This window comes from Symbiopectobacterium sp. (genome assembly GCF_047692315.1).
In the GTDB taxonomy this organism is placed as follows: Bacteria; Pseudomonadota; Gammaproteobacteria; order Enterobacterales; family Enterobacteriaceae; genus Symbiopectobacterium.
This window is the reverse complement of record NZ_JBLLJS010000023.1, coordinates 193,888-217,512: the sequence shown is the minus strand read 5'-3', so window position 1 is coordinate 217,512 and position 23,625 is coordinate 193,888. Positions and strand designations below refer to the sequence as shown.

Genomic DNA, 23,625 nt, shown 5'->3' with positions numbered 1-23,625 from the left:
TTCAGTGGCGTTTCTTTGCGAGACGAACCGCCATGCGACGCACTTCCCTGACCGGCCCGTAAGCAGAGACATTTCATGTTAAAAACTGATGAGTTACGCAGCCAGCGGCTCGATCGTCTGATCGCGCCGCATGCGCTGCTGGAACAATTGCCCGTGGTTCCGTCCGTTGCCGAAAACGTGACACTGTCATGTAGGAAAATCGAAGACATTCTTGCCGGAAAAGATCCCCGTTTGTTAGTGATCATTGGTCCTTGCTCGATTCACGATGTTGAGGCGGCGCTCGACTATGCACAGCGGCTGTCTGCACTGCGCACCCGCTACCAGGATCGGCTGGAAATCGTGATGCGCGCCTATTTTGAGAAGCCGCGCACCGTGGTAGGTTGGAAAGGATTGATTTCCGATCCTGCCCTTGATGGCAGCTATCAGGTCAATCACGGTCTGACTTTGGCACGCCGTCTGTTACTTGACATCAACGCGCTCGGTTTGCCGACGGCAACGGAATTCCTGGACATGGTTACCGGACAGTACATCGCTGACATCATCAGTTGGGGAGCGATTGGCGCACGGACCACGGAAAGCCAGATCCACCGCGAAATGGCCTCCGCCCTCTCCTGTCCGGTGGGTTTCAAAAACGGTACCGATGGCAATCTGCGTATTGCCATCGATGCCATTCGCGCTGCGCGCGCGTCACATCTGTTTCTCTCTCCAGATAAACAGGGGCAGATGACCATCTACCAGACGCACGGCAACCCTTATGGGCACATCATTCTGCGTGGCGGTAAAAATCCCAATTACCACGCGGCCGATATTCAGGCAGCCTGCGAACTGCTACGCGAATTCGCCTTGCCACCACAGTTGGTGGTGGATTTTAGCCACGGCAACAGCTACAAGCAGTACCATCGACAAATGGATGTGTGCGCCGATGTGTGTCAACAAATACGTTCGGGATCGCGCGCCATTGCAGGTGTCATGGTGGAAAGCTTTCTGGTTGAAGGTCAGCAACCGTTGGCTGCGCCGCAAACGCTGGTTTACGGCAAATCGATAACCGATGGCTGCCTGGGCTGGCAGGAGAGTGAAACCCTGCTTTCACAGTTAGCCGAGGCGGTAGACAGCCGCTTCTAGCTCCCCACCTCTGTTCACACCGTGCACGGCCGTTCCGGGCCGTGCACTGACTCTTCGTCTCCCCCGCTGGCTCGTCTGTTCCCAACATAATTAAGAAATCTCCACTTGATGTCACCTTTTCGCAACATGAAAATGATTCTCATTTATTAAGTTAATTATTTCTAATACGATAACTCCCATCGCAGAACGACCACAGGAACAGACAATGCCGAACGCGATTTATGCTCAATACCTGCAAGCCAAAAACAACAATCCACGCCAGTACGCCCGTGATATCGCCACGGCGTTCGGCATCAGTGAAGCAGTATTGATGCACGCGCGCGTCGGTCATGATGCGCAACGTTTGCAAGGCGATGCCAAGCGCTGGCTGCTGCCCGGTTCTGCGCTGGCGGGCGCCGGGCTGCTTATCGCAGCTGATACGCTGGCACGAACCCTGCCGGCCCCTGCGGAAATGCCCGTGGGTTTACCTCACCAGTCTGATCGGTGGCCCCTACTTCCTTTGGCTCATTGTCACGCATAAGGGGCGAACCCATGACTGACCGTCTGACAGCCCAGCATCTGCACTATCAGGTTGCCGGACGCGCATTGATTGATGATGTCTCGTTGGAAATCAACAGTGGTGAGATCGTCGCAATTATTGGCCCGAACGGCGCAGGGAAATCCACACTGCTGCGTTTGTTAACGGGCTATCTGGCACCGGATAGCAGTGAATGCCTGCTGGCCGGAAAAGCGCTCGATAGCTGGCAGCCTGATGCATTGGCCAAAACCCGCGCCGTGATGCGCCAGCACGGCGCGCTGAATTTTCCCTTTAGCGTACGCGACGTAGTCGCCATGGGACGAGCACCTTATCGCCATGACCGCGCAGGCGACAGCGTGGTCGAGCACGTCATGGCACTAACCGAGTGTACCGCCCTGGCCCAGCAGGATTATCGCCACCTTTCCGGCGGGGAGCAGCAGCGCGTGCAACGGGCAAGGGTGCTGGCGCAGCTATGGCACCCGACACCTATGCCCTGCTGGCTGTTTCTGGATGAACCCACATCAGCACTGGATCTCTATCATTAGCAACATCTGCTGCGCCTGCTCAAACAGCTGACGCAACAGCAGCCACTTGCCGTGTGCTGCATTTTGCACGACCTGAATCTGGCCGCGCTTTATGCCGATCGTATTGCGCTGTTGCATCAGGGAAAGCCGGTGGCACAGGGCACGCCGCAGACAGTATTGCAGAGTGAAACGCTCACGCACTGGTATCAGGCTGATGTTTTGGTACACCCGCACCCGGATGATACCACGCCGCAGGTTTTTCTGCGCCGTTAACCTAGCTTGAACAAGACACTTCCAGCGCTTTGCCCCACGCTGGTGGCGCTGCTGCCAGCGATTCATATTCAGGCTGTTCATCATAAGGATGACACAGCACCTGATGCAATTGCGCCAACGGGCCCATATCATCTTTCTCTGCCGCTTCAATGGCCTGCTGCGCTAGATAGTTACGCAGGATATATTTAGGGTTGATAGCCTTCATACTGCGCTGGCGTTGTTCATCACTCTGTGTTTCCTGCGCCAACCGAGCTCGATAGTCGCGAAACCAGGCATCAAATGCTGTCCGGTCAATAAACATGTCGCGCAGCGGCGAGTCAGCACTTTGCACTTCGGTGTCACTCAGCAAACGGAATGTCCGCGTGTAGTCACTCCGCTCACGCGCCATCAAGTTCAGCAAGCCAACCAGCAGATCGTTATCGCTGGGATCTGCATCAAAAAATCCCAATTTAGCGCGCATCAGTTGGCCAAAGTGTCCCATCAGCGCCGGTTCATAACAACCGAGTGCAGTTTCAAGATCTTCAACCGACAGCGGCCCCGAAAGCGCCTGCGCTAATCGATGCAAATTCCACAACGCCACCGCAGGCTGGTTATCAAAGGCATAGCGACCGTGGTAATCGGAGTGGTTACAGATAAAGTCAGGTTGGTAGTCATCCATAAAACCATAGGGGCCATAATCGAACGTCAGGCCAAGGAGCGACATGTTATCGGTATTCATCACGCCATGGGCAAACCCTACGGCCTGCCAATGGGCCACCATACGCGCTGTGCGTTCGACAATATCTGTAAACCAACGCGAGTATCGCTGCTCATCATGCTGCCACTGCGGCCAGTGGTGTGCGATGGCAAAATCGGCCAGACGCTTTACCTGTTCCGGCTGACGCGCATAGTAAAAATGCTCGAAATGCCCGAAACGCAGATGGCTTTCGGCAACACGCATCAGCATGGCACCGCGCTCTTCCTGTTCACGCTGAACGGGTTCATCGCTGGTGACGATAGCCAGCGTACGCATAGTGGGAATACCCAGATGATACAGTGCTTCCGAAGCGAGAAATTCGCGTATCACCGATCGCAACACGGCGCGACCGTCTCCCATGCGCGAATAGGGCGTCAACCCTGCGCCCTTTAAATGCCACTCCATGCTGGAGCCATCCACCAGCCGCCGCTCACCCAGCAGAATACCTCGTCCATCGCCGAGCTGCCCGGCCCATACGCCGAACTGGTGGCCGCTGTAAACCTGCGCGAGCGGTAGCATACCGGGCAGCAACGTCTTGCCTTGCCAGATATCGATGTGTTCGGGTTGAAACCAACTGGCGGGCAGCCCTAAATGTTTTGCCAGTTCCGCGCTATGGTAAAGCAGGCGAGCACCCTGCAACGGTGTGGGCGAAAGCGCCGTGTAGCAACCGGGCAAGGCATCATAATAGTGGTGGGTAAATCTCAGTCCCTGTGTCATCGTCGTTCTGTCACTCTACTGCGTCTGTCAAACTTGAGTGTAGAACGTCAATAGGAAAATAAACACGGAGAGAATGCAGGGGTACTCGTTTAGGCTGCCGGCGTTAGCTAGCGCTCCAACGCATGCAACGGAATAGCGGGCCACAGTTTACCTTGTACCGCGTCCACATTGAGTTGATGCACTTTTTGCAGATGATCGGGCGTATCGATCCCTTTAGCGATCACGCCGAGACCCCGCTGATGGCTTTTCATCACATTAAGCAACGGATCCATGATCAGGTCGGGTGCGGGTCGCGAAAGGATATCCCACACTAGTTTAGGATCGATTTTCACATAGCTCAGCAATCCATCATGGAATGCCTTCAAGTTTACCTTGCCTGAGCCGAAGTTATCCAGCCACAGGGGAAACATGTTGCTGAGTTCGGTGATGTCGTTATTTCCTTTCCCTTCTGCCAGGCAAGGAAACGCCTCGTTGATTTCCAGATGCACAAACGGTAGCGCACGAATCGCGTTGCGGCGTGGGATCGGTGCTATCAGGATTTCGGCGCAATGTTTCTCAATGCGCCATACCAGCAAAAAATAGTGTAACTTGAGCCATTCCGCCTTGCCTTGGATGATATCGATTTGTTCATCCAGCAACGCCAGTTTCTGCGCGGTGCTCAGCATGCTCATCAGGATATCGCCGGGCACACTGAGCTTGCCATCCCCACTATTGAAGCACCCCGTCATTTCCAAGGCCAATAACCGCTCATCCCGGCTATAGATAGGCCAGAACAGGTATTCACTTTCGTAGTCAACGTCTAACGTGATTTTCATGATCAATGTCTGCGGAAATAAGCGTGCGATTTCACTCTAGCGCTAACGCTGAGCGCTCAACAATCCCTCTTTCATTATCCTGATACTCTCCTTACAGTGATGTCACGCTGTTAACGATTATCCCGGTTTAACGGATATTCCCCGCCAGCCACGCATTCACTTGTTGCAGCTCAGAGTGATATTCAGGAAATTGGTCAAACAGCGCTTCACCCGCGGCGATAATAGCGGGAACACGATATGCACGTCCCTGGAAGCGCCAGCGCTTCCAGCGGCGCAGGGCTCAGGCTGTCCGTAAACAGCAGACTACGCACAATGACACCGCGATCGACATCCATATGCAGCTCAATGCCGCCCCAGGGGAAACGGGTATCCAGCATGTGCGTAAAATCGGGTGCCTGACCAAAATTCCATTCCCAACTGCTTTGCTTGGCAAATTGCTCGCGAAAACTGGGAAGATCCGGCATCTGCGCCGGTGAAATGTGTTCCGCCGTGCAACTGTCACCGTAATACGCCGAAGAAAGCATCGCACACCTGAGTGTGGTAGGCAGAACCCGAAATCTTGCGTTCGCCCTCTGCCGTCGCCACGACCAGATCGTTACGCTCGGAGGCGAAAGCCGCCACACCCAGCGCCGTCAGTGCATTAAGAATAATGTCCGTGGAAACGCTTTTATCATAACCCGGCTTTCCTGCCATAAAGGTAAAGCAGGTGTTGCCCAGATCGTGAAAAACCGCGCCGCCACCGCTGCTGCGGCGCGCAAGTTTGATGCCGTCCGCTTCCATCTTGCGCGTATTGCACTCTTTCCACGGATTTTGCGCCCGACCGATCACCACGGTTTCCGCATTGCGCCAGAGGAACAGCACATGCTGCGTTGGCGACATTTGACGAAAGATGCACTCTTCGACGGCCAGATTAAACCAGGGATCGTAGGAGTCAGACAGTAATAAGCGGAGTGATGACATTGAGGCTCCATGCGCAAACGGCCTGCCAGTATCGGCAGCCGTTATTTCAGAGTGGAACTAGATTCGGCGCGCCTGCCAGTAGGCATGCTTCCAGTAGACGTTATCCAATGACGATCGCATTACACCCTGGCTGGTAGAAGCGTGGATAAACTGATCGTCTTTATCATAAATACCCACATGCAATCCGCTGCTACCGCTGCCGGTTTTGAAAAACACCAAATCGCCGGGCAACAGGTCATCCCAGTCAATACGCGTACCCAATTCCGTTTGCGCTTCCGTCGTGCGCGGCAGTTGCATACCAAAACGATCGCGAAAGGTTAAATAGACAAAGCCAGAGCAATCAATGCCGCGGTGATCCAATCCACCATAGCGATACGGCGTACCGCGCCACTGCGTGAGCTGCTCGTTAAGTTGGCTTATCACCATGATGGAGTCGCCCAGACGGGCATTGGGCGGCGGAGCGCGATGGCTGCTGCACCCAACCAAAAACAAACTTGCGATCAGCAACCCCTGAATCAAGCGCATCTGCGGTATCCTGCGAGCATCGGTCCGTGCTCTTGTTCACCGCTTCCTGTGATGAATGTCACGCTATCAGAATGATATTGCAGTCTAATTTAGCGTTGAATTCACTGCCTTGGCAAGTCTGGCGCGCTAAATGACAGGCTACTCGGACACCAGCACCAGCCAGTCGCTCTCGCCGACACGGTGGCGTTGGAAGTCGATGCCAAAGACCGGAGCCAGCCGTTCGGGCTGCATCACGTCTATCGCATTGCCAGAATCAATCAATTTACCCTCTGAAATCAGATAGATATCATCATCCTGCTGTAAGCTGTGGTTTAAATCATGGGCGCTGGCCAGCACAATCAATCCTGCCTGGCACAACACTTTCAGCATGGCGTCGAATGCTACACGCTGCGCTACATCCAGGCCGGTAGCAGGTTCATCCAGCACCAGCAGTCGGGCATAAGGGTTGAGCGAGGGCCATACCTGGCGGCAAGGCGCACTCGCTGCCACTCGCCGCCGGAGAGTTCCGTCAACGGGCGCGTCAGTTTATCGGTTAACATCAGGCGGGTGGCAAGCTGGGCAACCACTTCATCTACCGCGATGACGCTCACCTGCCCTGGCTGATGCAGCGCCAGATATTGGAACATAGGCATCAATGCACTCGGGCTTTGCTGCTGCGACAAATAGGCGCGACGCAGCGCCAGATCCCGTGCAGACAAATCGGTGATAGTCATGCCATCGAGCTCCACGCGCCCTTCGCCCTCCAATAGCCCGGAAACGCGCGCCAGCAAAGTGCTTTTCCCTGAACCGCTGGGTCCGACGACGTGAATCAAGCGACCAGCGTAGGCGCTAACGCTGACCGGCTACAAACGGCGTCCGCAGACCACATTGGTTAGGCGCAGCGCGCAGGGAACGTGATGTTTCAGCTCTTGCGTTAACAATTACTCGGCCACCGCAACATCAATGGCGTTGATAATCATTTTGTCATCTGGCGCGATATCGGGAGAGAAACGCTGGATCACGTTACCATCGCGCCCGATCAGGAATTTTTCAAAGTTCCACAAAATATCTTCTGGATGCTTGGGTGCTCGACCTTTGTTGAGTAAGCGCTCATAGAAACCGCTGAGCAGATTTCCCTTGGCTTTAGGCTGTTCGGCAATCAGGTGGCGGTACAGTGGGTGGCGGTGCTCACCGTTCACTTCAATCTTGATGAACATAGGGAACTGTACGCCAAAGGTGGCACGGCAGAATTCCTGAATCTCTGCGTCGCTGCCCGGCTCTTGCCCGGCGAACTCATTGCAAGGAAAGCCTAGTACGACAAAGCCGCGATCGCGATAGGTTTCATACAGTTTTTTCAACGCATCGTATTGCTTGGTTAACCCGCACTTGGAAGCCACATTAACAATCAACGCCACTTGCCCCTGATAAGCGCCAAAGGTGGTCGCCTCGCCGTTGATGGTGGTTAACGGGATTGCATAGATGTCGTTACTCATAGCCACCCTCCTGTTGTATGTCATTAGGTTACATTTACCGGATTACGACGGCGCAGCAACAGCCAAATAAACAACGGCGCGCCGAAGGTTGCGGTGATCACACCGATAGGCAGCTAGGCCGACGGGAGTATCACGCGCGCCATGGTATCAGAGAGCGAGAGCGTCATGGCACCCGCCAGCCCGCAGCCCGTCAGCAAGTAACGCTGATCCCCACCAGAATGCCGACCACCAGTACCAAAAGGTTACGCCAGCGGTAAACGGAGATCCCCAACTGCCGCGCCTGAACCTCGCCCAGAGAGAGGCGGTTGAGCGTCTGCCCCTGACGGCTTAACCACGCCAGACAGGGCAACAATGTAACCATCAGCCACCCATAGCGCCAGTCTACGCCGCTGAATCCGCCCAACATCCAATACATCAGTTGGCGTAAATCCAGGCTGGTGCTGAAATAGACCGCCCAGGTCATCACTGCACTGCACACAATCCCCAGCGCCACGCCAATCAGCAACAGACGCGCATTGGAGATATGACACCGCGCAAAGTGTAATAACGGGAACGTGGTGGCGAGCGCACCGACGATAGCGCCTACACTCAGCACCCAAACGGGCTGCAACCCCTGCCCCAGCAGTACGCCCAGGACCAGCGCTACCCCCACACCATTGGCAACCCCCAACAAACCTGGCTCCGCCAGCGGGTTATCGAAAATGGCCTGCATCACGGCACCCGACATCGCCAGATTCGCCCCCACCAACATCACCGCCAACGTCCTCGGCAGACGTAATTGCCAGATGAACACGCGCTGGACATCATCCCACCATGCCCAGGGCACCACCCAACGATCGCCGGCGCATAACCCGATGATCAAGGTCACCGCCGCCAGTAGCGCCAATACCACGATGCGTTGACGGTCATGATAACGCTGCCGCGAACGCAACAGCGAGTATCCTTTGTTCAATGACTGCATGCCATCGCCTCGTCGTTCCCCCCCTGCCAGAGGAGACCGTTATCATGTGGAACTGGCTAAAAGAGACAACGACGCAGTACCCGGCCAACGCGCCATCCGTTTCGACACAGCCTCGCCTGACGCAGTGCAACGACTGCGAATACAGTTTTTTTAATCATGACGCCATGCTGCCGTTCGATCATCTGAATGAGTGCCAGTGTAACGAACATAGTGTCAATGCACGCCATATCTCTAACAGCAGCATTCAGGACACCGAGTAGCGATTAAAACGTCACTTTTCGTCGCCCTGTCAGCCAGGCACCGACAAACTCAGGCACCACCGTGGTGGCCGAGCCGTAGATTTTCTCATCAAACTGGCTCTCCACCTGGCTCGGTTCCAGATTCAACTCTATGGTGTAGGCGCCATGGGTGTGCGCTTCATGGACGAACCCCGCCGCCGGATAGACATGGCCGGAAGTCCCAATGGCGATGAAATAGTCCGCTTGCGCCAGCGCCTGGTAAATGCGCTCCATGCCAAGGGGCATCTCACCAAACCACACGACATGCGGACGCAACGGTGCAGGAAACTGACAACAGTGGCAACGTTCATCGGCAGCGATATCGCCCGTCCATTCGATAACCTGTCCACTATGGCAACAGCGCACCTTGAGCAATTCACCGTGCATATGAACCACCCGCTGGCTGCCCGCTCGTTCGTGCAGATTATCGATATTCTGCGTCACCAACAGGAAGTTATCCACAAGCGTCGCCTCAAGATTGGCTAACGCCAGGTGCGCCGCGTTCGGCACCACCTCCGGCTGCTGCAATTGCCGACGGCGCGCGTTGTAAAACGCCTGCACCAACTGTGGATCGCGTTGAAACCCTTCCGGCGTGGCCACATCTTCCACCCGGTGCTCTTCCCACAGACCATCCGCCGCACGAAAGGTACGAATGCCGGATTCTGCTGAAATCCCCGCGCCGGTCAGAACTACCACGCGCGGACTTTTTGATTCATTCACCGCCAGATAATCCTTATGGAAAATTCGTGAACGCAGACGCTGCTGACGCAGCCGCTTTCCTTGATGAAACCGAATCATCCGTTGACGCGTGTGCATGTCTGCTCCCGTGATAACTGGGTAGCGTGTTGTTAGCGTTGCGTACTTTTTATTACTAAGAAAATTATTACTAAGAAAAGTGCAACAGGGCTGCGCCCCGCATGCCACCGGCATCGCCGTAGCGCGCCTTCTCGATGCGAGGTAAGCGGGCTATCGGTAACAAATAATCGGGCAGCCGCGCCGGAAGAAACTGGTAGATCTCATCAAAATTAGACAAGCCGGCGCCCAGCACCAACAAGTGCGGGTCAAACATCGTCAACAGATTCCCCACGCAGGCAGCAAGCACACTCATATAACGATCGACGTGTGCCAGCGCATTAGCCTCACCCGCCCGATAGTGACGAATAATGGTGACCGCATTAAGACTTTCACCATAGATATGTGCATAAAGCCACTCAAAACCCCGGCCAGAAATATAGTTTTCGATACAACCCGATTGGCCGCAGTCGCATTTCACCCGCGGAATATCCTCACCCATGATATCCAGCGCATCCACCGGTAACCGGAAATGGCCGAACTCACCGGTAATACCGTTACGCCCGCCGATCGCCTCACAGTTAATCACCAGACCGCCACCGACGCCAGTGCCAAGGATCAGCCCCAATACACAGGATACTGCCGAAACTCTCCATCCCAGGCTTCCGAGAGCGCAAAGCAATTGGCATCGTTGGTCATGCGCACGTCGCGCTGCAACAGGCGTTGTAAATCGGCCTGTAACGGTTTTCCCATGGTCGCAGGCAGATTCGCCGTAAACAGCGCACCCTCATCGCCGCCGGGCATGCCGGGAATACCCACACCGACACTTCCCGTTTTGCCCGTCAAGGCATCGGCTTCCTGCGTGAGCGCAACAAAGGCCGCCAGTAAGGCATCGTAGTCATTACACGGCGTAGGCACCCGTTTTTGCCACACGGAATTCATATCCGCATCGAAGACGCCGACTTCAATCTTACTGCCGCCCAGATCAAAACCATAATACATGGCTCACTCCTCTGTGGCTGAACAGGTCGCCGTGATTGCATGCGTGATTATTCCCAACATTACAATAATCGCTCTGCGTTGCTATCCCTCGCCCCGCTACTGCCCGCTTAACACCCGAGCAGGTTCAATGCGGCTGGCGCGGCGCGCCGGGTACCAACTGGCCAACAAGCTCAGCGCCACGGCGGTGAGCAGTACCAAAACCACATCGGTCATATGCAATTCCGACGGCAGGAAATCAATAAAATAGATATCTCCCGACAAAAAATGGTGCCCGGTCAGTGATTCCAGCCCGCGAATAATCGCGCTCAGTTGTAGCGTGGCCACCGCGCCAATCACCGCGCCGATCACGCACCCGAGCAAGCCCGCCAGCAGGCCGTACCAGATAAAAATAGCCCGGATCAGCCCATCACTCGCCCCCAGCGTACGTAATACCGCAATATCGCTGCTCTTGTCTTTTACCGCCATCACCAGCGTGGAAACGATGTTAAAACAGGCAACGCCGATCACCAGTACCATCGCTAAATACATGATAGTCCGAATCATCTGGATGTCGCGATACATGTAGCCGTAGGTGCCAATCCAGTCACGAATATAGATATAGGTGTCAGTCACTTTTCCTGCGTCACGCACCAGCTTGCTGGCGGCAAACACGTCATCGACCTTGATGGCGATACCACTGACATCATCACCCATGTCAAGATACTGCTGCGCGTCAGCCAACGGGATCAGGGTCAGACTGTGATCGAGCTGGCCGCTTAATTGCAGAATACCGCTGACGTGCAGGCGAATGCGTTTCGGTTGCAGCAACTTCATCTGCGGATCGCTGTTCGGGACCATCACCGTGACCCAATCCCCGGTTTTCACCTCAAGCGCCTGCGCCACCCCTTTACCCAGAATGACCTGCTGCCCACCCGCTTTAAAATTGGCCCACGCTTCTCCGGTCACAAACGTTGGCAAGGTGCTGAGATGCTGTTCCTGTTGTGGATCAACACCTTTCATCTGTATCGCACGAAGTCTGGCACCTCTCTCCAACAGCCCGGTAAAGTGCACATAAGGTGCTGCGGCAACGATACCTGGCACCTGTTCAATTTTCGGCAACATTCCCTGCCAGCCAGTGAACGGCGGATTGACCGGCTCCATTTCACTATGGGGCACCACCGCCAGAATACGATTTTTCAATTCACGTTCGAAGCCGTTCATGGCGCTGAGGCCGACGATCAGCACCGCGACCCCGAGCGCAATACCGATGGTAGAAATCACCGAAATCAGGGAAACCATGCCACCACGCCGACGGCCCCGGCTAAAACGCAGCCCAATCAGCAGGGAAAGCGGGGGAAAGCTCATTGCGCTGCTCCCATCAGGGTTAACTCTTGCCGAAGTTGCCCGTCACGCATTTCCAACTGGCGACGCAAGCGCGCTGCCAGCGACAAATCGTGTGTCACCACCAGAAACGCGGTGCCCTGACGCACGTTTAATTCACCCAGCAGTTCAAAAATGGTATCAGCCGTGCGCTGGTCAAGGTTACCGGTGGGCTCATCCGCCAACACCAGCGAAGGGTTATTCACCAGTGCACGGGCGATCGCTACACGCTGGCGCTCTCCTCCCGATAATTCACTGGAGCGGTGTTCACGCCGGCCATCCAGCCCTACTGCCGCCAGCATGGCGCGCGCCTGTTCCTGCGCCTGAGCCGGCGGGGTGTTACCAATCAGCAACGGCATCGCGACGTTTTCCAGCGCAGTAAAATCGGGTAACAGATGGTGGAACTGGTAGATAAAACCCAATTCGCGATTGCGCAACGCTGATTTTGCGGCGGCAGAAAGCCCACTCAGCGCCTGACCTTTGAATATCACATCCCCTGTCGTGGGCGCATCCAGCCCGCCTAACAAGTGCAGCAAGGTACTTTTACCCGAACCGGAGCTGCCGACAATCGCCATCATTTCACCGGTCTGCATACTGAACGTCACATGACGCAGCACCTCGGTGGACAACTTACCTTCCTGATAGGTTTTGCACAGGTCATTACATTGCAACAACAGGGAATCATTCATAGCGTAAAGCCTCTGCGGGATGAACGGCGGCGGCGCGCCAGCAAGGATAAAGGGTAGAAAGCAGTGCAACGATCATCGCCACCATCGCGATAGTCACCACCTGCACGGCATCAATGTGAACCGGCAGCGCGGCGCCATCCAACAACAACCCCAATGCGGGGATCAGCGTATTAAGCTGGCTGGCCAGCAATGTGCCAAGCAGCGCACCTAACAATGCGCCAATCACCCCGGCGCTCCCGCCCTGCACCATAAACACCGCCATGATCTGGCGTTGAGTCAGCCCCTGCGTTTGCAAAATGGCTACCTCGCCCTGTTTTTCCATCACCAACAGCCCCAACGACGTAATGATATTGAACGCCGCCACCGCGACGATCAGACTCAGTAACAGCCCCATCATGTTTTTTTCCATGCGAACCGCCTGGAAAAGTTCCCCCTTGCGCTCACGCCAATCTTTCATAACCAGCCCTTGCGGCATGGATTGCGCACTGAAGGCAACGATGTCTAACGGATTTTCCAGCCATAAGCGCCAGCCAGTGATATGCCCAGCGGGATAACGCATCAGGCGCGATGCATCCTGCTGATTCACCAGCATCTGGTAACCATCCACTTCGCTGCCCGCAGCAAAGGTGCCGGCCACGGTAAACAGGCGCTGACTGGGAATGCGCCCCATCGGAGTAAGCTGGCTGGCGCCGGTAACCATAATTCGCAGTTGTTCACCGCGTTTAACACCAAGCTGAGAGGCCAGTTGCTCACCGAGGATCACCTGGTACTCGCCGGGTTGAAGCTGCGTTAACGCGGTATTTTTCAAAAAACGCGATAAAGGTTCGGGTTCATCGGGATTAACACCCAGCATCACCCCCACCGCGACGCTGCGCGCGCCTTGCAGCACCACTTCTCCGGTCGTAATAGGTGCGATGCGCGTCACGCCCTTCAGAGTACTCAGCGAAGACGCAGGCAGTGCTTGCGGGTCGAGTGAACCGTTCGCCGTGGTCACCACCGCTTGCGGCATCAGCCCCAGGATGCTCTCCTCAAGCTCCTGTTCAAATCCGTTCATCACCGACAATACCGTCACCAGCGCCATCACACCTAACGTGATGCCGATGGCCGATAACCAAGAGACAAATCGTCCGAAACGATCCGACGCTCGCCCACGCATATAACGCAGGCCAATAAACAATGCGACAGGTTGATACATGAAATCCGTCTGGATAAGGTTGCTAAAGCAAAGTGATCAAGGATAATAAAGGGTCATATCACTTTATGGAACCCTACCCCGCTTTCTACACTGCTTTTTCTTCTGCTGGAACGGGGCAACACCAGATATTCGGAATATGCCTGAACAAAATCGCTATGCCCTGCCCGTAAAAGCGGGTGAACAACGCCTGTTGGGTCAGCTCACCGGCGCCGCGTGCGCCGGTGAGTGTGCCGACATCATTGAACGCCACGCCGGGCCGGTGGTGCTTATCGCGCCCGATATGCAAAACGCGCTGCGGCTTCGCGATGAACTTCAGCAGTTTACCGCACATCCTGTCACCACGTTGTCAGACTGGGAGACGCTGCCTTACGACAGCTTTTCTCCGCATCAGGAGATTATCTCGGCGCGCCTTTCCACGCTGTATCACTTGCCGGAGATGACGCGTGGCGTGCTGGTGTTGCCGGTCAATACTCTGATGCAGCGCGTTTGCCCACATACCTTCTTGCACGGTCATGCATTGATGGTGAAAAAAGGGCAGCGCCTGTCGCGCGATAAACTGCGCGCGCAGTTGGAGCAAGCGAGCTATCGCAGTGTCGATCAGGTGATGGAGCACGGTGAGTTCGCGACACGCGGTGCGCTGTTGGACCTGTTTCCCATGGGCAGTGAGGAACCCTATCGTATCGATTTTTTCGACGACGACGTAGACAGCCTGCGCGCATTTGATGTCGATAGTCAGCGCACACTGCACGAAGTGGCTCAGATTAGCCTGCTGCCCGCGCACGAATTCCCTACCGACAAAAATGCCATTGAACGCTTTCGCAGTCAGTGGCGCGAAACCTTTAAGGTACGTCGCGACGCCGAGCACGTTTATCAGCAGGTCAGCAAGGGCACCTGGCCGGCGGGTATCGAATATTGGCAACCGCTGTTTTTTGAACAGCCGCTCAGCACCCTGTTCAGCTATCTTCCCCACAATACGCTGCTGGTGAACACCGGCGATCTCGAATCGATCGCCACGCGTTTCTGGTCCGATATTCAACAACGTTTCGAAAGCCGCCGCGTAAACCCGATGCGCCCGTTGTTGCCGCCCGAATCCTTATGGCTGCGTGTCGATGCGCTGTTCAGCGAACTGAAAGCCTGGCCGCGCGTTCAACTCAGCAAAGAGATACTGGCGGAAAAAGCAGCGAACCGTAACCTTGGTTACCAGACGCTGCCGGATATTGCCGTTGCGCACCAGAACAAAGCACCGCTGGATGAACTGCGCCGCTTTTTGGAGGGGTTTATCGGGCAAGTTATCTTTTCGGTCGAAAGCGAGGGGCGTCGAGAAACGCTTCAGGAATTACTGGCACGCATCAAACTGGCACCGACACCCATCACCCGACTGGATCAGGCAGATAAGCCCGGCGCTTACCTGATCATCGGAGCCAGCGAGCACGGCTTCATCGATACGCTGCGTCAGCGAGCATTGATTTGTGAGAGCGATCTGCTCGGCGAGCGCGTTGCGCGTCGACGTCAAGACAGTCGCCGCACCATTAACACCGACACGCTGATCCGCAATCTGGCAGAACTGCACCCGGGTCAGCCAGTGGTGCATCTGGAACATGGCGTCGGGCGTTATGTCGGCCTCACTACGCTGGAAGCGGGCGGCATCACAGAGGAATACACGATCCTGACCTATGCCGGTGAAGATAAGCTCTACGTGCCGGTTTCATCGCTGCACCTTATCAGCCGTTATTCCGGCGGGGCGGATGAAAACGCTCCGTTGCACAAACTGGGCGGCGATGCCTGGTCACGCGCGCGGCAAAAAGCGGCGGAGAAAGTACGCGATGTCGCTGCCGAGCTGCTGGATATTTACGCACAGCGCGCAGCGAAAAGCGGGTTTGCCTTTAAGCACGATCGTGAGCAATACCAGCTATTCTGCGAAGGCTTCCCCTTCGAAACCACGCCGGATCAGGCGCAGGCCATCAATGCGGTGCTGAGTGACATGTGCCAGCCGCTGGCAATGGACCGGCTGGTGTGTGGTGATGTGGGCTTTGGCAAAACCGAAGTCGCGATGCGCGCCGCATTTCTCGCCGTGGAAAACCACAAACAAGTGGCCGTGCTGGTGCCAACCACCCTGCTGGCACAGCAGCACTACGATAACTTCCGCGATCGTTTTGCCAACTGGCCTATCCGCATCGAAATGCTCTCCCGCTTTCGCAGCGCCAAAGAACAGACACAGGTGCTGGAACAAACGCAGGAAGGCAAGGTGGATATCTTGATTGGCACGCACAAGCTGCTGCAAAGTGATGTGCACTGGCGCGATCTTGGTCTGCTGATTGTGGATGAAGAGCACCGTTTTGGCGTGCGCCATAAAGAACGTATCAAAGCGATGCGCGCCGACGTGGATATCCTGACGCTCACCGCCACCCCGATCCCACGCACGCTGAACATGGCGATGAGCGGCATGCGCGATCTTTCGATTATTGCCACACCGCCCGCCCGTCGCCTGACCGTAAAAACCTTTGTGCGCGAGTATGACGGCCTGTTGGTGCGCGAAGCGATGATGCGTGAAATTTTGCGTGGCGGTCAGGTTTATTACCTCTACAACGACGTAGAGAATATCGAAAAAGCCGCGCAGCGGCTGGCAGAACTGGTGCCAGAAGCGCGCATCGCGATCGGTCACGGTCAAATGCGTGAACGGGACCTGGAACGCGTGATGAGCGATTTCCACCACCAGCGCTTTAATGTGCTGGTGTGTACCACCATCATTGAAACCGGTATCGATATTCCCAGTGCCAATACCATCATCATTGAGCGAGCCGACCATTTCGGGCTGGCTCAGTTGCACCAGTTGCGTGGCCGCGTCGGGCGTTCGCATCATCAGGCTTATGCTTATCTGTTGACGCCGAACCCGAAAGCCATGAGTACCGATGCGCATAAACGGTTGGAGGCCATCGCTTCACTGGAAGATTTGGGCGCAGGTTTTGCACTGGCGACCCACGACCTGGAAATTCGCGGCGCTGGTGAACTGCTCGGAGAAGATCAAATCGGACAAATGACCACCGTTGGTTTCTCGCTCTATATGGAGTTACTGGAAAGCGCGGTCGATGCGCTCAAAGCCGGACGAGAGCCCTCTTTAGAAGATCTTATCAGCGGCCAGACCGAGGTGGAATTACGTATGCCAGCCCTGCTGCCGGAAGCGTTTATTCCTGACGTCAACACCCGTTTGTCGTTCTACAAGCGTATCGCCAGCGCCAGAAACGATAACGAGTTGGAAGAGCTAAAAGTGGAACTGATCGATCGCTTTGGCACGCTGCCGGATGCCACACGCCAGCTGTTGCACATTGCTGCTCTGCGCCAGCGCGCGCAAACGCTGGGCATCAAGCGCATTGAAGGCAACGAAAAAGGTGGTTTCATCGAGTTCAGCGCACAAAATCTCGTTAACCCTACGCACCTAATCGGCCTGTTGCAACGCGATCCTCGCGTCTACCGTTTGGACAGCCCTACACGTTTGAAATTTATCAAAGACCTCAGCGAACGGGCACAGCGGCTGGATTTTATCGCCGCACTGCTGGCGGATATGGCGCAACACACGCTGGCCGCCTGACCCTTCGACGGCGCTGTTAGCGCAGCGCCGTCGTCATTTCCCTATACAAGCCTCTGCGCGCGCAGTAAAATCGCCGCCTTTTTCTTGCTACCGGGGAGATAACATGTTTATCGATTTCGACTACGGCACGGCCAACTGTTCCGTTGCACTGATGCAAAATGGCACGCCACGCCTGTTACCACTGGAAAACGGCTCTCCCTATCTCTCGTCCATGCTCTGTGCGCCGACGCGTGAAGCCGTCAGCGAGTGGTTGTGGCGTCATCATCAGGTTGATGCCCAAGGCGAAAATGCACAGTTGCTGCGGCGAGCCATCAGCTATAACCGCGATGAAGATATTGCCGTTGAGTCTCACAGCGTACGCTTCGGGCAAGCAGCGCTGGCGCGCTATATGGACGACCCTGAGGAAGTTTGGTTCGTTTCGTTTTTAGGCGCGGTGGGGCTGAAAGCGCAGCAGATCGCCTTTTTTGAAGATCTGGTGTGCGCCATGATGCTGCATATTCGCTAGCAGGCGGAGCAACAAGCTGGAGAAGCCATCACACAGGCGGTGATAGGCCGACCTATCATTTCCAAAGCATTGGTGGCGACGCCGCCGACAAGCAGGCACAGGACATTCTGCAACGGGCAGCTACCCGCGCCGGGTTTCGAGATATTGCGTTTCAGTTTGAACCCGTTGCCGCCGGGCTGGATTTCGAGGCAACCTTGCGTCAGGAAACGCGAGTGCTGGTGGTGGATATCGGCGGGGGAACGACCGACTGCTCGATGCTGCTGATGGGGCCAGAGTGGCACCGCAAGCAGGAGCGCCACGATAGCCTGCTAGGACACAGCGGATGCCGTACTGGCGGCAACGACCTCGATATTCAGCTCGCCTTCAAACAGTTTATGCCGCTGCTCGGTATGAATGGTATGACGGAAAAAGGCATTGCACTGCCGACATTGCCCTGGTGGAATGCAGTCGCCATCAACGATGTACCCGCACAGAGTGCATTTTATCACAATACAACCCGTATGCTTATCAACGATATGGTACGCGATGCGCGAGAACCCACGCAGGTCAAACGCCTGTTAACCTTCTGGCAGCAGCGTCTGAGCTATCGTTTAGTGCAGCAAGCGGAAGCGTGCAAAATTGCCTTGTCAGATGCGCCCATGACCGATGCAGAGTTGGCATTTATCGAAACCGCGCTGGCAACGCATATCTCAGCCGAAGAGATGATTCAGGCCATCGCTCAGCCTGTATCACAGATTCAGACACGCCAGGCGTTGGATGACAGCGGTACCCGCCCGGATGTCGTCTACCTGACCGGCGGCAGCGCCCGCTCACCGCAACTACGTCTGGCAGTACAACAAACACTACCCGATGTCACCATCGCCAGCGGCGATGATTTCGGTTCGGTGACCGCCGGGTTGGCACGCTGGGCTGAATTGCTGTTTCAGCGCTAAAGAATGAAAAACACGCCCTGTCGGGCGTGTTTTGATTGCCAGTTATGCCTTTTGGTTCAGCACCAGTTGGCCATTTCTATCCAATGGAATCTGGGTACCGGGATCGCGGTCCATACGGATCTTGCCTTGCTGCGTACCAATTTTATAGGTGACGTCATACCCCAGCACTTTCTGCGATTTATCATACACCGTCTGGCAACGCTGCTGCGTGGTGGTGTAGGTATCATTGTTCTGCATATGACCCTGCACCTGATTACCCGCATATCCGCCCGCCAGTGCTCCTGCTACCGCAGCAATATCCTTTCCTCGACCACCGCCAACCTGATGGCCCAGGACACCACCGGCTACAGCACCAAGTACTGAACCTGCCAGGCGATTCTCATCCTGCACCGGACGACAATGCGTCACAGTCACATCACGGCACTCCTGACGTGGCGTTTTCACCGTTTCCTTAATTGGCGTTGCCGAGATAACCTGGGCAAACTGAGGCTCGGGTGAAAAAACCTCCATGCTGGCTACCGCCTCTACGCCTAAGGCAGCAGCCACACCGATACCCACCCCCGCTAACATGGATTTGTTCACAGAAACCTCCTGAATGACTTCTCACACGTTCCTTATCGACTTGCGTCAGAGGGGGATGCCCTTAACGCGTGTTACAGCCAATACGGCGTGCGTTGCTTCGTTGATTACCTGCGAAAGTGTGCATTCCGGATGAAAAGGTGACAATCAGATTAGTTAACCAAAAGCGCAGAGATGTTAATAAAATGCGGTTATTTGGGATTTTTCCTAACGGGTATTGGTGTTAAGGCGAGATTTTGTCCTGAGGGAGAAAAGGCTCGGGGTTGAGGCTTGTCGGGACGCGATAACGTGTCGCCCCGACAGGCGACACGTCGTAGGAGACCGCCTGTTAGTGCAGTTTCAGACGCGGACGAATCACGCGGTTAATGCCGCCCACCAGCAGCATCAACCCGGTTTTGGTATAACCGTGCAAGGCAATCTGGTGCATACGGTACAGTGAAATATACACCACGCGCGCAATGCGCCCTTCCACCATCACCGACCCCCGCATCAGGTTACCCATCAGGCTGCCTACGGTGCTGAATTTGGACAGCGAGACCAGCGATCCGTGATCCTTGTAAACGTAAGGTTTCAGCGTCTGGCCGTTAAGCTGGGCAAGGATATTGTGATAGCAGCGGGTCGCCATTTGGTGCGCCGCCTGAGCGCGCGGCGGGACAACGCTGCCGCTCGGTTGCAGGCACGAAGCGCAGTCACCGATGGCATAGATGTTCGGATCGCGCGTGGTTTGTAACGTCGGTTCCACCACCAGTTGGTTGATGCGGTTGGTTTCCAGACCGGCGATCTCTTTCATGGCATCCGGTGCTTTAATCCCTGCGGCCCACACCATCAGATCGGCTTCGATAAACTCCCCCTCTTTGGTATGTAACCCGCCGGGTTTCGCTTCCGTGACCATGGTTTTCGTCAGTACACGCACGCCAATATTGGTCAATTCCTGATGGGCTGCGGCAGAAATACGCGGCGGCAGCGCAGGGAGAATACGCTCGCCTGCTTCCACCAGCGTCACATTCAGCGCCTGATTATCGAGCCCGTCAAATCCGTAGCTGTGCAGCTGTTTCACCGCATTATGCAATTCTGCAGAGAGCTCCACCCCTGTCGCACCGCCGCCCACGATGGCAATGTTGACTTTTTCCTTGTCGTCGTTGGCGTTTGAGGTGAACTTCAGGAACAGGTTGAGCATTTCATTGTGGAAGCGGCGCGCCTGTTTCGGGCTGTCGAGGAAAATGCAGTTGTCCTTGACGCCTGCGGTGCCGAAATCGTTGGAGATACTGCCCAATGCAATCACCAGAATGTCGTAGGACAGCGAGCGTTCGGCAACCAGCATTTCGCCCTGCTCGTTATCGATTTCTGCCAGTCGAATGCACTGGTTTTCACGATCGATGTCAATCAGGGGGCCTAGCTGAAAATGGAAGCCATGATTGCGCGCATGCGCCAGATAGCTCAGCGCATCAATATCATCATCCATCGACCCTGTTGCCACTTCGTGCAGCAGCGGTTTCCACAGATGACTTTGATTACGATCGACCAAGGTGATCTCAGCTTTGCTTTTGCGCCCTAACTTGTGGCCCAGGCTGGTGGCTAACTCCAAACCGCCGGCTCCACCGCCGACAATAACAATTTTTTTTTGTGTTGATGTCAAAACGACCCCCCTGATTGTGAACCAATAGTTAATAAGGCGTAAAAAACAATATCCTTATATTACATAGGGTTCTCATAAGTTAAATTCAAAATCTGAGGGAAGAATATCACGTCAGGTCATTTGGTCATACCAAAATTGATATATATCAATTTATTTTTTAGGCACTTGATTCGCTTCTTAAAATTTTCTTTTGAATTCATCAAATTATTTTTCATGCCGGTTTGTCAGTACAGGACACACAGCGTTCGGCGATAAACGCCAAACGCCGCCGGTTGAAAAAAGGGGAAGTTGCTTATGGATTAACCTAGTATTTTGAACGCCTTAATGCGCTGGAGGTGCGGAGAAATACTCTTGAATTTGTGCGTCTGAATGTCGTCCCAGATCACCTCATAGAACGATCCCAGCAGCGCGGCACTGCGTTGGTTATCCAGCATTTCATCGTTGCGCGACAGCACAGCCAGACAACGATCGCGGTTCTTCTCACGGAAATTGGCCACGCATTTAGTGGCGATATCCGCGTACTCTTCCGGCCTGTCGATCTTCCCCGCCATGTTCTCTTGCAGAAACAGGTTTGGATTAAAGATCACCTGACGAATATCGCACAGGAATCCGATGCGCTCGGCCCAAAAACCCCCCAGCCCCACGCCGCAAATAAGTGGGCGATCGTCCTGTGCTCGCTGAACCAGCTTGTCGACCTGCTTTAGAAAATATTGCATATCATGCCGAGGATGAAGCGTACTGTAGCTCAGCAGCTCAACATCCTGGTCAATAAATTGTAACTGCAGCACTTTTTCATGGTTGCCGGGGCTAGTAGTCGAATCAAAACCATGCAAGTAGAGATAATCATCTCAACCTCATCCTCTGGTTACGGCCAACGCGAGAAGTCCACCCCTTCACGCCAGACAGACTCTTTTTGATAGTACACCTGATGAAAGGTGTCTGCATTGACCGGTGACAGGTTATCTGCCACACGAGGGGAAAACATTTCCCTGCCTGATTTGGCCTATTCTTTTAGTCCGAGATGACGACGCGACGCCGTGCCTGCCGCTAAAAATGCCGCTTGCCCGGTCTGATGCCAGCATACTTCACACCACATCAGGATAAGATAATCGGCCCAGGGCAGCCACTGCTCAACCGATAAGTGCAACGCCTGCAAGCTAAAACCGGGACGCAGCTGTTGGTAGGCCAGCAGAAAGCGCCGTTGAGACTCACCTTCAAGCCCATTACTGCGTACCAGCAGCGCCAGCTCCAGCCCAATATCACCATCGGACGCGTATTCCCAATCAATGAGCAACAGCGATCCCTGCGGTGTGACCAGTACATTCTCGCAATGTACGTCGAGATGCAAAGGCGCCCATGCCAGCGTATCGGGCTGTGCAATACGTTGAAAATGGTGATGCCAGCGCAGCAGAGCAGGCGAACGCCGACGCGGATCCATATGTTGCCAATGGAGGGCAAACTGCGTCGGCAAATTCAAGCGATAACCGCTGCATGGCTGGCGGTGAAGCTGGCAGAGCAACTGTGCCAGTGCCCCCTGTTCCACGAACCGAGAATAGTCTTGCCCGGACGCGGTACAGCCATCGGCCCACTCGACAATCAACCAGCCTTCACGGTAAATAACGGGTTTTAGGTGCCAGATGGTGTGCGGAGAATTGGCGTAACAGACGGTATTCACGCTGTCTTAGCACCCCCAACTGTGCCGCTTCAGCGGTTTGGGGCCGGGCCAGCAACACACGATCGCCTGTGTGAACGCGCCAGCAGCCGCTGCCAGAACCATTCACGGCGTCGAAATGAAAACCGGCGGTATCAACCGCCGGAAATTGTTGCGCAAGCAAACGTTCAAGTGCCAATTGACTATTGGACGGCGCCATTTCCCGACCACACGATTTCGCCGGTTTGCACCAGCATCAATTGCATATCCAACTGCGGCGTTTTTACATCGCCGCTGACATCGCTGTAAAGCACATACTGTGCACTCACATAGCGCGCCAGGCCAATTGCCTTGCTGCGCGATCCCAGACTGTCATCCGCCGACAATCCCAACGTCTGTTTGGCTACTGCCACTTGTTCGCGCGGCACCATCGTGAACGTTTCACCACTGGTCAGCGAATCGTAAATCGCCGCTGTTGCCTTGGCGACCGGCAGCGATCCGTTAGTGTTGTTCTTCACGCTGTCAACCAGCAGAATACTGCCGGGAGCCACACCACTTGCCTGTAGCATTTGCGCCACCAGCGGTGCCACACTGCCTTCCCAGTTCAAGGTTTGAATTTTCGGGGGGGTTGGCACCTGCTGCCCCGGCGGCGGCGCTACCACTTCCGGTTGCTGTGGTTGTACCGGCTCAATCTGCGCCGGCGGCTGTTGCTCTGGCGGACGCGTCATACAGCCCGTCAACACCATCGCCCCTAACATCAGCACAAGATACTTTTTCATGCTTTCCTCTCTAAACGCCC

Annotated in this window: 19 protein-coding genes and 6 pseudogenes; 6 read left to right on the top strand and 19 right to left on the bottom strand. The window is 55.2% G+C overall.

Going from position 1 to position 23,625, the window contains the following annotated elements:
* Window positions 1–75: 75 nt before the first annotated feature.
* The 3 genes and pseudogenes from ACMZI0_RS13445 to ACMZI0_RS13435 all read left to right on the top strand — a co-directional run bounded on the left by ACMZI0_RS13445 (window position 76) and on the right by ACMZI0_RS13435 (window position 2,436).
* Complete coding sequence (locus ACMZI0_RS13445) at window positions 76–1,122, top strand: 3-deoxy-7-phosphoheptulonate synthase (protein ID WP_415673325.1); 1,047 nt, start codon at window positions 76–78, stop codon at window positions 1,120–1,122.
* Window positions 1,123–1,471: 349 nt separating this feature from the next.
* Window positions 1,472–1,661, top strand: a pseudogene (locus ACMZI0_RS13440) (iron chelate uptake ABC transporter family permease subunit); the annotation flags it as partial.
* Window positions 1,654–2,436 (top strand): annotated as a pseudogene (locus ACMZI0_RS13435) (heme ABC transporter ATP-binding protein). The pseudogenes ACMZI0_RS13440 and ACMZI0_RS13435, both read left to right, overlap by 8 nt.
* Window position 2,437: 1 nt before the next feature.
* On the opposite strand, the gene ACMZI0_RS13430 reads toward ACMZI0_RS13435, so the two are convergent.
* From ACMZI0_RS13430 to btuC, 8 genes and pseudogenes are all read right to left on the bottom strand, one after another.
* A complete protein-coding gene (locus ACMZI0_RS13430) occupies window positions 2,438–3,889 on the bottom strand; it encodes a protein adenylyltransferase SelO (protein ID WP_415673324.1) in 1,452 nt (483 codons plus the stop codon).
* Between the two features lie 107 nt (window positions 3,890–3,996).
* On the bottom strand, window positions 3,997–4,704 hold the full coding sequence (locus ACMZI0_RS13425) for an EAL domain-containing protein (protein ID WP_415673323.1): 708 nt from the start codon (window positions 4,702–4,704) through the stop codon (window positions 3,997–3,999).
* Between the two features lie 127 nt (window positions 4,705–4,831).
* Window positions 4,832–5,664: pseudogene (locus ACMZI0_RS13420) on the bottom strand (lipoyl protein ligase domain-containing protein).
* Window positions 5,665–5,721: 57 nt separating this feature from the next.
* Window positions 5,722–6,189 (bottom strand): NlpC/P60 family protein, encoded by a 468-nt coding sequence (locus ACMZI0_RS13415; RefSeq protein WP_415673322.1) that lies wholly within the window; start codon window positions 6,187–6,189, stop codon window positions 5,722–5,724.
* Between the two features lie 138 nt (window positions 6,190–6,327).
* Window positions 6,328–6,615, bottom strand: a complete 288-nt coding sequence (locus ACMZI0_RS13410; protein ID WP_415673321.1) for a hypothetical protein — start codon at window positions 6,613–6,615, stop codon at window positions 6,328–6,330.
* Window positions 6,582–7,001, bottom strand: coding sequence for an ATP-binding cassette domain-containing protein (locus ACMZI0_RS13405; RefSeq protein ID WP_415673320.1), 420 nt, complete (start codon window positions 6,999–7,001; stop codon window positions 6,582–6,584). The genes ACMZI0_RS13410 and ACMZI0_RS13405 overlap by 34 nt, the downstream gene beginning before the upstream one ends.
* 108 nt (window positions 7,002–7,109) lie before the next feature.
* On the bottom strand, window positions 7,110–7,661 hold the full coding sequence (locus tag ACMZI0_RS13400; RefSeq protein ID WP_415673319.1) for a glutathione peroxidase: 552 nt from the start codon (window positions 7,659–7,661) through the stop codon (window positions 7,110–7,112).
* Between the two features lie 23 nt (window positions 7,662–7,684).
* Window positions 7,685–8,622, bottom strand: a pseudogene (gene btuC / locus ACMZI0_RS13395) (vitamin B12 ABC transporter permease BtuC).
* Between the two features lie 44 nt (window positions 8,623–8,666).
* Here btuC and ACMZI0_RS13390 point away from each other — a divergent pair.
* Complete coding sequence (locus tag ACMZI0_RS13390; protein ID WP_415673318.1) at window positions 8,667–8,882, top strand: hypothetical protein; 216 nt, start codon at window positions 8,667–8,669, stop codon at window positions 8,880–8,882.
* 3 nt (window positions 8,883–8,885) lie between these two features.
* Here ACMZI0_RS13390 and cobB read toward each other — a convergent pair whose 3' ends face one another.
* From cobB to lolC, 5 genes and pseudogenes are all read right to left on the bottom strand, one after another.
* Window positions 8,886–9,716 (bottom strand): Sir2 family NAD+-dependent deacetylase, encoded by an 831-nt coding sequence (cobB, locus tag ACMZI0_RS13385; protein WP_415673317.1) that lies wholly within the window; start codon window positions 9,714–9,716, stop codon window positions 8,886–8,888.
* 70 nt (window positions 9,717–9,786) lie between these two features.
* Window positions 9,787–10,694 (bottom strand): annotated as a pseudogene (gene nagK, locus ACMZI0_RS13380) (N-acetylglucosamine kinase).
* A gap of 96 nt (window positions 10,695–10,790) precedes the next feature.
* On the bottom strand, window positions 10,791–12,038 hold the full coding sequence (lolE, locus tag ACMZI0_RS13375) for a lipoprotein-releasing ABC transporter permease subunit LolE (protein ID WP_415673316.1): 1,248 nt from the start codon (window positions 12,036–12,038) through the stop codon (window positions 10,791–10,793).
* Entirely contained in the window at window positions 12,035–12,742 is a 708-nt protein-coding gene (lolD, locus tag ACMZI0_RS13370; RefSeq protein ID WP_415673315.1) for a lipoprotein-releasing ABC transporter ATP-binding protein LolD, read from the bottom strand. Before lolD ends, lolE begins: the two co-directional genes overlap by 4 nt.
* Window positions 12,735–13,937: a lipoprotein-releasing ABC transporter permease subunit LolC gene (lolC, locus tag ACMZI0_RS13365; protein ID WP_415673314.1), complete on the bottom strand. Its 1,203-nt coding sequence runs from the start codon at window positions 13,935–13,937 to the stop codon at window positions 12,735–12,737. The genes lolD and lolC overlap by 8 nt, the downstream gene beginning before the upstream one ends.
* A 136-nt stretch (window positions 13,938–14,073) precedes the next feature.
* Here lolC and mfd point away from each other — a divergent pair, with 136 nt between their 5' ends.
* Both mfd and yegD read left to right on the top strand, forming a co-directional pair.
* The gene (gene mfd / locus ACMZI0_RS13360; protein WP_415673313.1) at window positions 14,074–17,523 is read left to right on the top strand and encodes a transcription-repair coupling factor; all 3,450 of its coding nucleotides are present in this window, start codon (window positions 14,074–14,076) and stop codon (window positions 17,521–17,523) included.
* 103 nt (window positions 17,524–17,626) lie between these two features.
* A pseudogene (yegD, locus tag ACMZI0_RS13355) lies at window positions 17,627–18,960 on the top strand (molecular chaperone).
* A 42-nt stretch (window positions 18,961–19,002) separates the two neighbouring features.
* Here the strand turns inward: yegD and ACMZI0_RS13350 are convergent.
* The 6 genes from ACMZI0_RS13350 to lpoB form a co-directional block, all read right to left on the bottom strand.
* Window positions 19,003–19,542: a glycine zipper 2TM domain-containing protein gene (locus ACMZI0_RS13350; RefSeq protein ID WP_415673312.1), complete on the bottom strand. Its 540-nt coding sequence runs from the start codon at window positions 19,540–19,542 to the stop codon at window positions 19,003–19,005.
* 325 nt (window positions 19,543–19,867) lie between these two features.
* Window positions 19,868–21,175 (bottom strand): NAD(P)/FAD-dependent oxidoreductase, encoded by a 1,308-nt coding sequence (locus tag ACMZI0_RS13345; protein WP_415673311.1) that lies wholly within the window; start codon window positions 21,173–21,175, stop codon window positions 19,868–19,870.
* A gap of 299 nt (window positions 21,176–21,474) precedes the next feature.
* The gene (ycfP, locus tag ACMZI0_RS13340) at window positions 21,475–22,008 is read right to left on the bottom strand and encodes an alpha/beta hydrolase YcfP (protein WP_415673310.1); all 534 of its coding nucleotides are present in this window, start codon (window positions 22,006–22,008) and stop codon (window positions 21,475–21,477) included.
* A gap of 170 nt (window positions 22,009–22,178) precedes the next feature.
* Entirely contained in the window at window positions 22,179–22,850 is a 672-nt protein-coding gene (locus ACMZI0_RS13335; RefSeq protein WP_415673309.1) for a phosphotransferase, read from the bottom strand.
* Complete coding sequence (locus tag ACMZI0_RS13330; RefSeq protein ID WP_415673308.1) at window positions 22,783–23,046, bottom strand: hypothetical protein; 264 nt, start codon at window positions 23,044–23,046, stop codon at window positions 22,783–22,785. The genes ACMZI0_RS13335 and ACMZI0_RS13330 overlap by 68 nt, the downstream gene beginning before the upstream one ends.
* Window positions 23,030–23,605: a penicillin-binding protein activator LpoB gene (gene lpoB, locus ACMZI0_RS13325; RefSeq protein WP_415673307.1), complete on the bottom strand. Its 576-nt coding sequence runs from the start codon at window positions 23,603–23,605 to the stop codon at window positions 23,030–23,032. Before lpoB ends, ACMZI0_RS13330 begins: the two co-directional genes overlap by 17 nt.
* Window positions 23,606–23,625 lie beyond the last annotated feature (20 nt).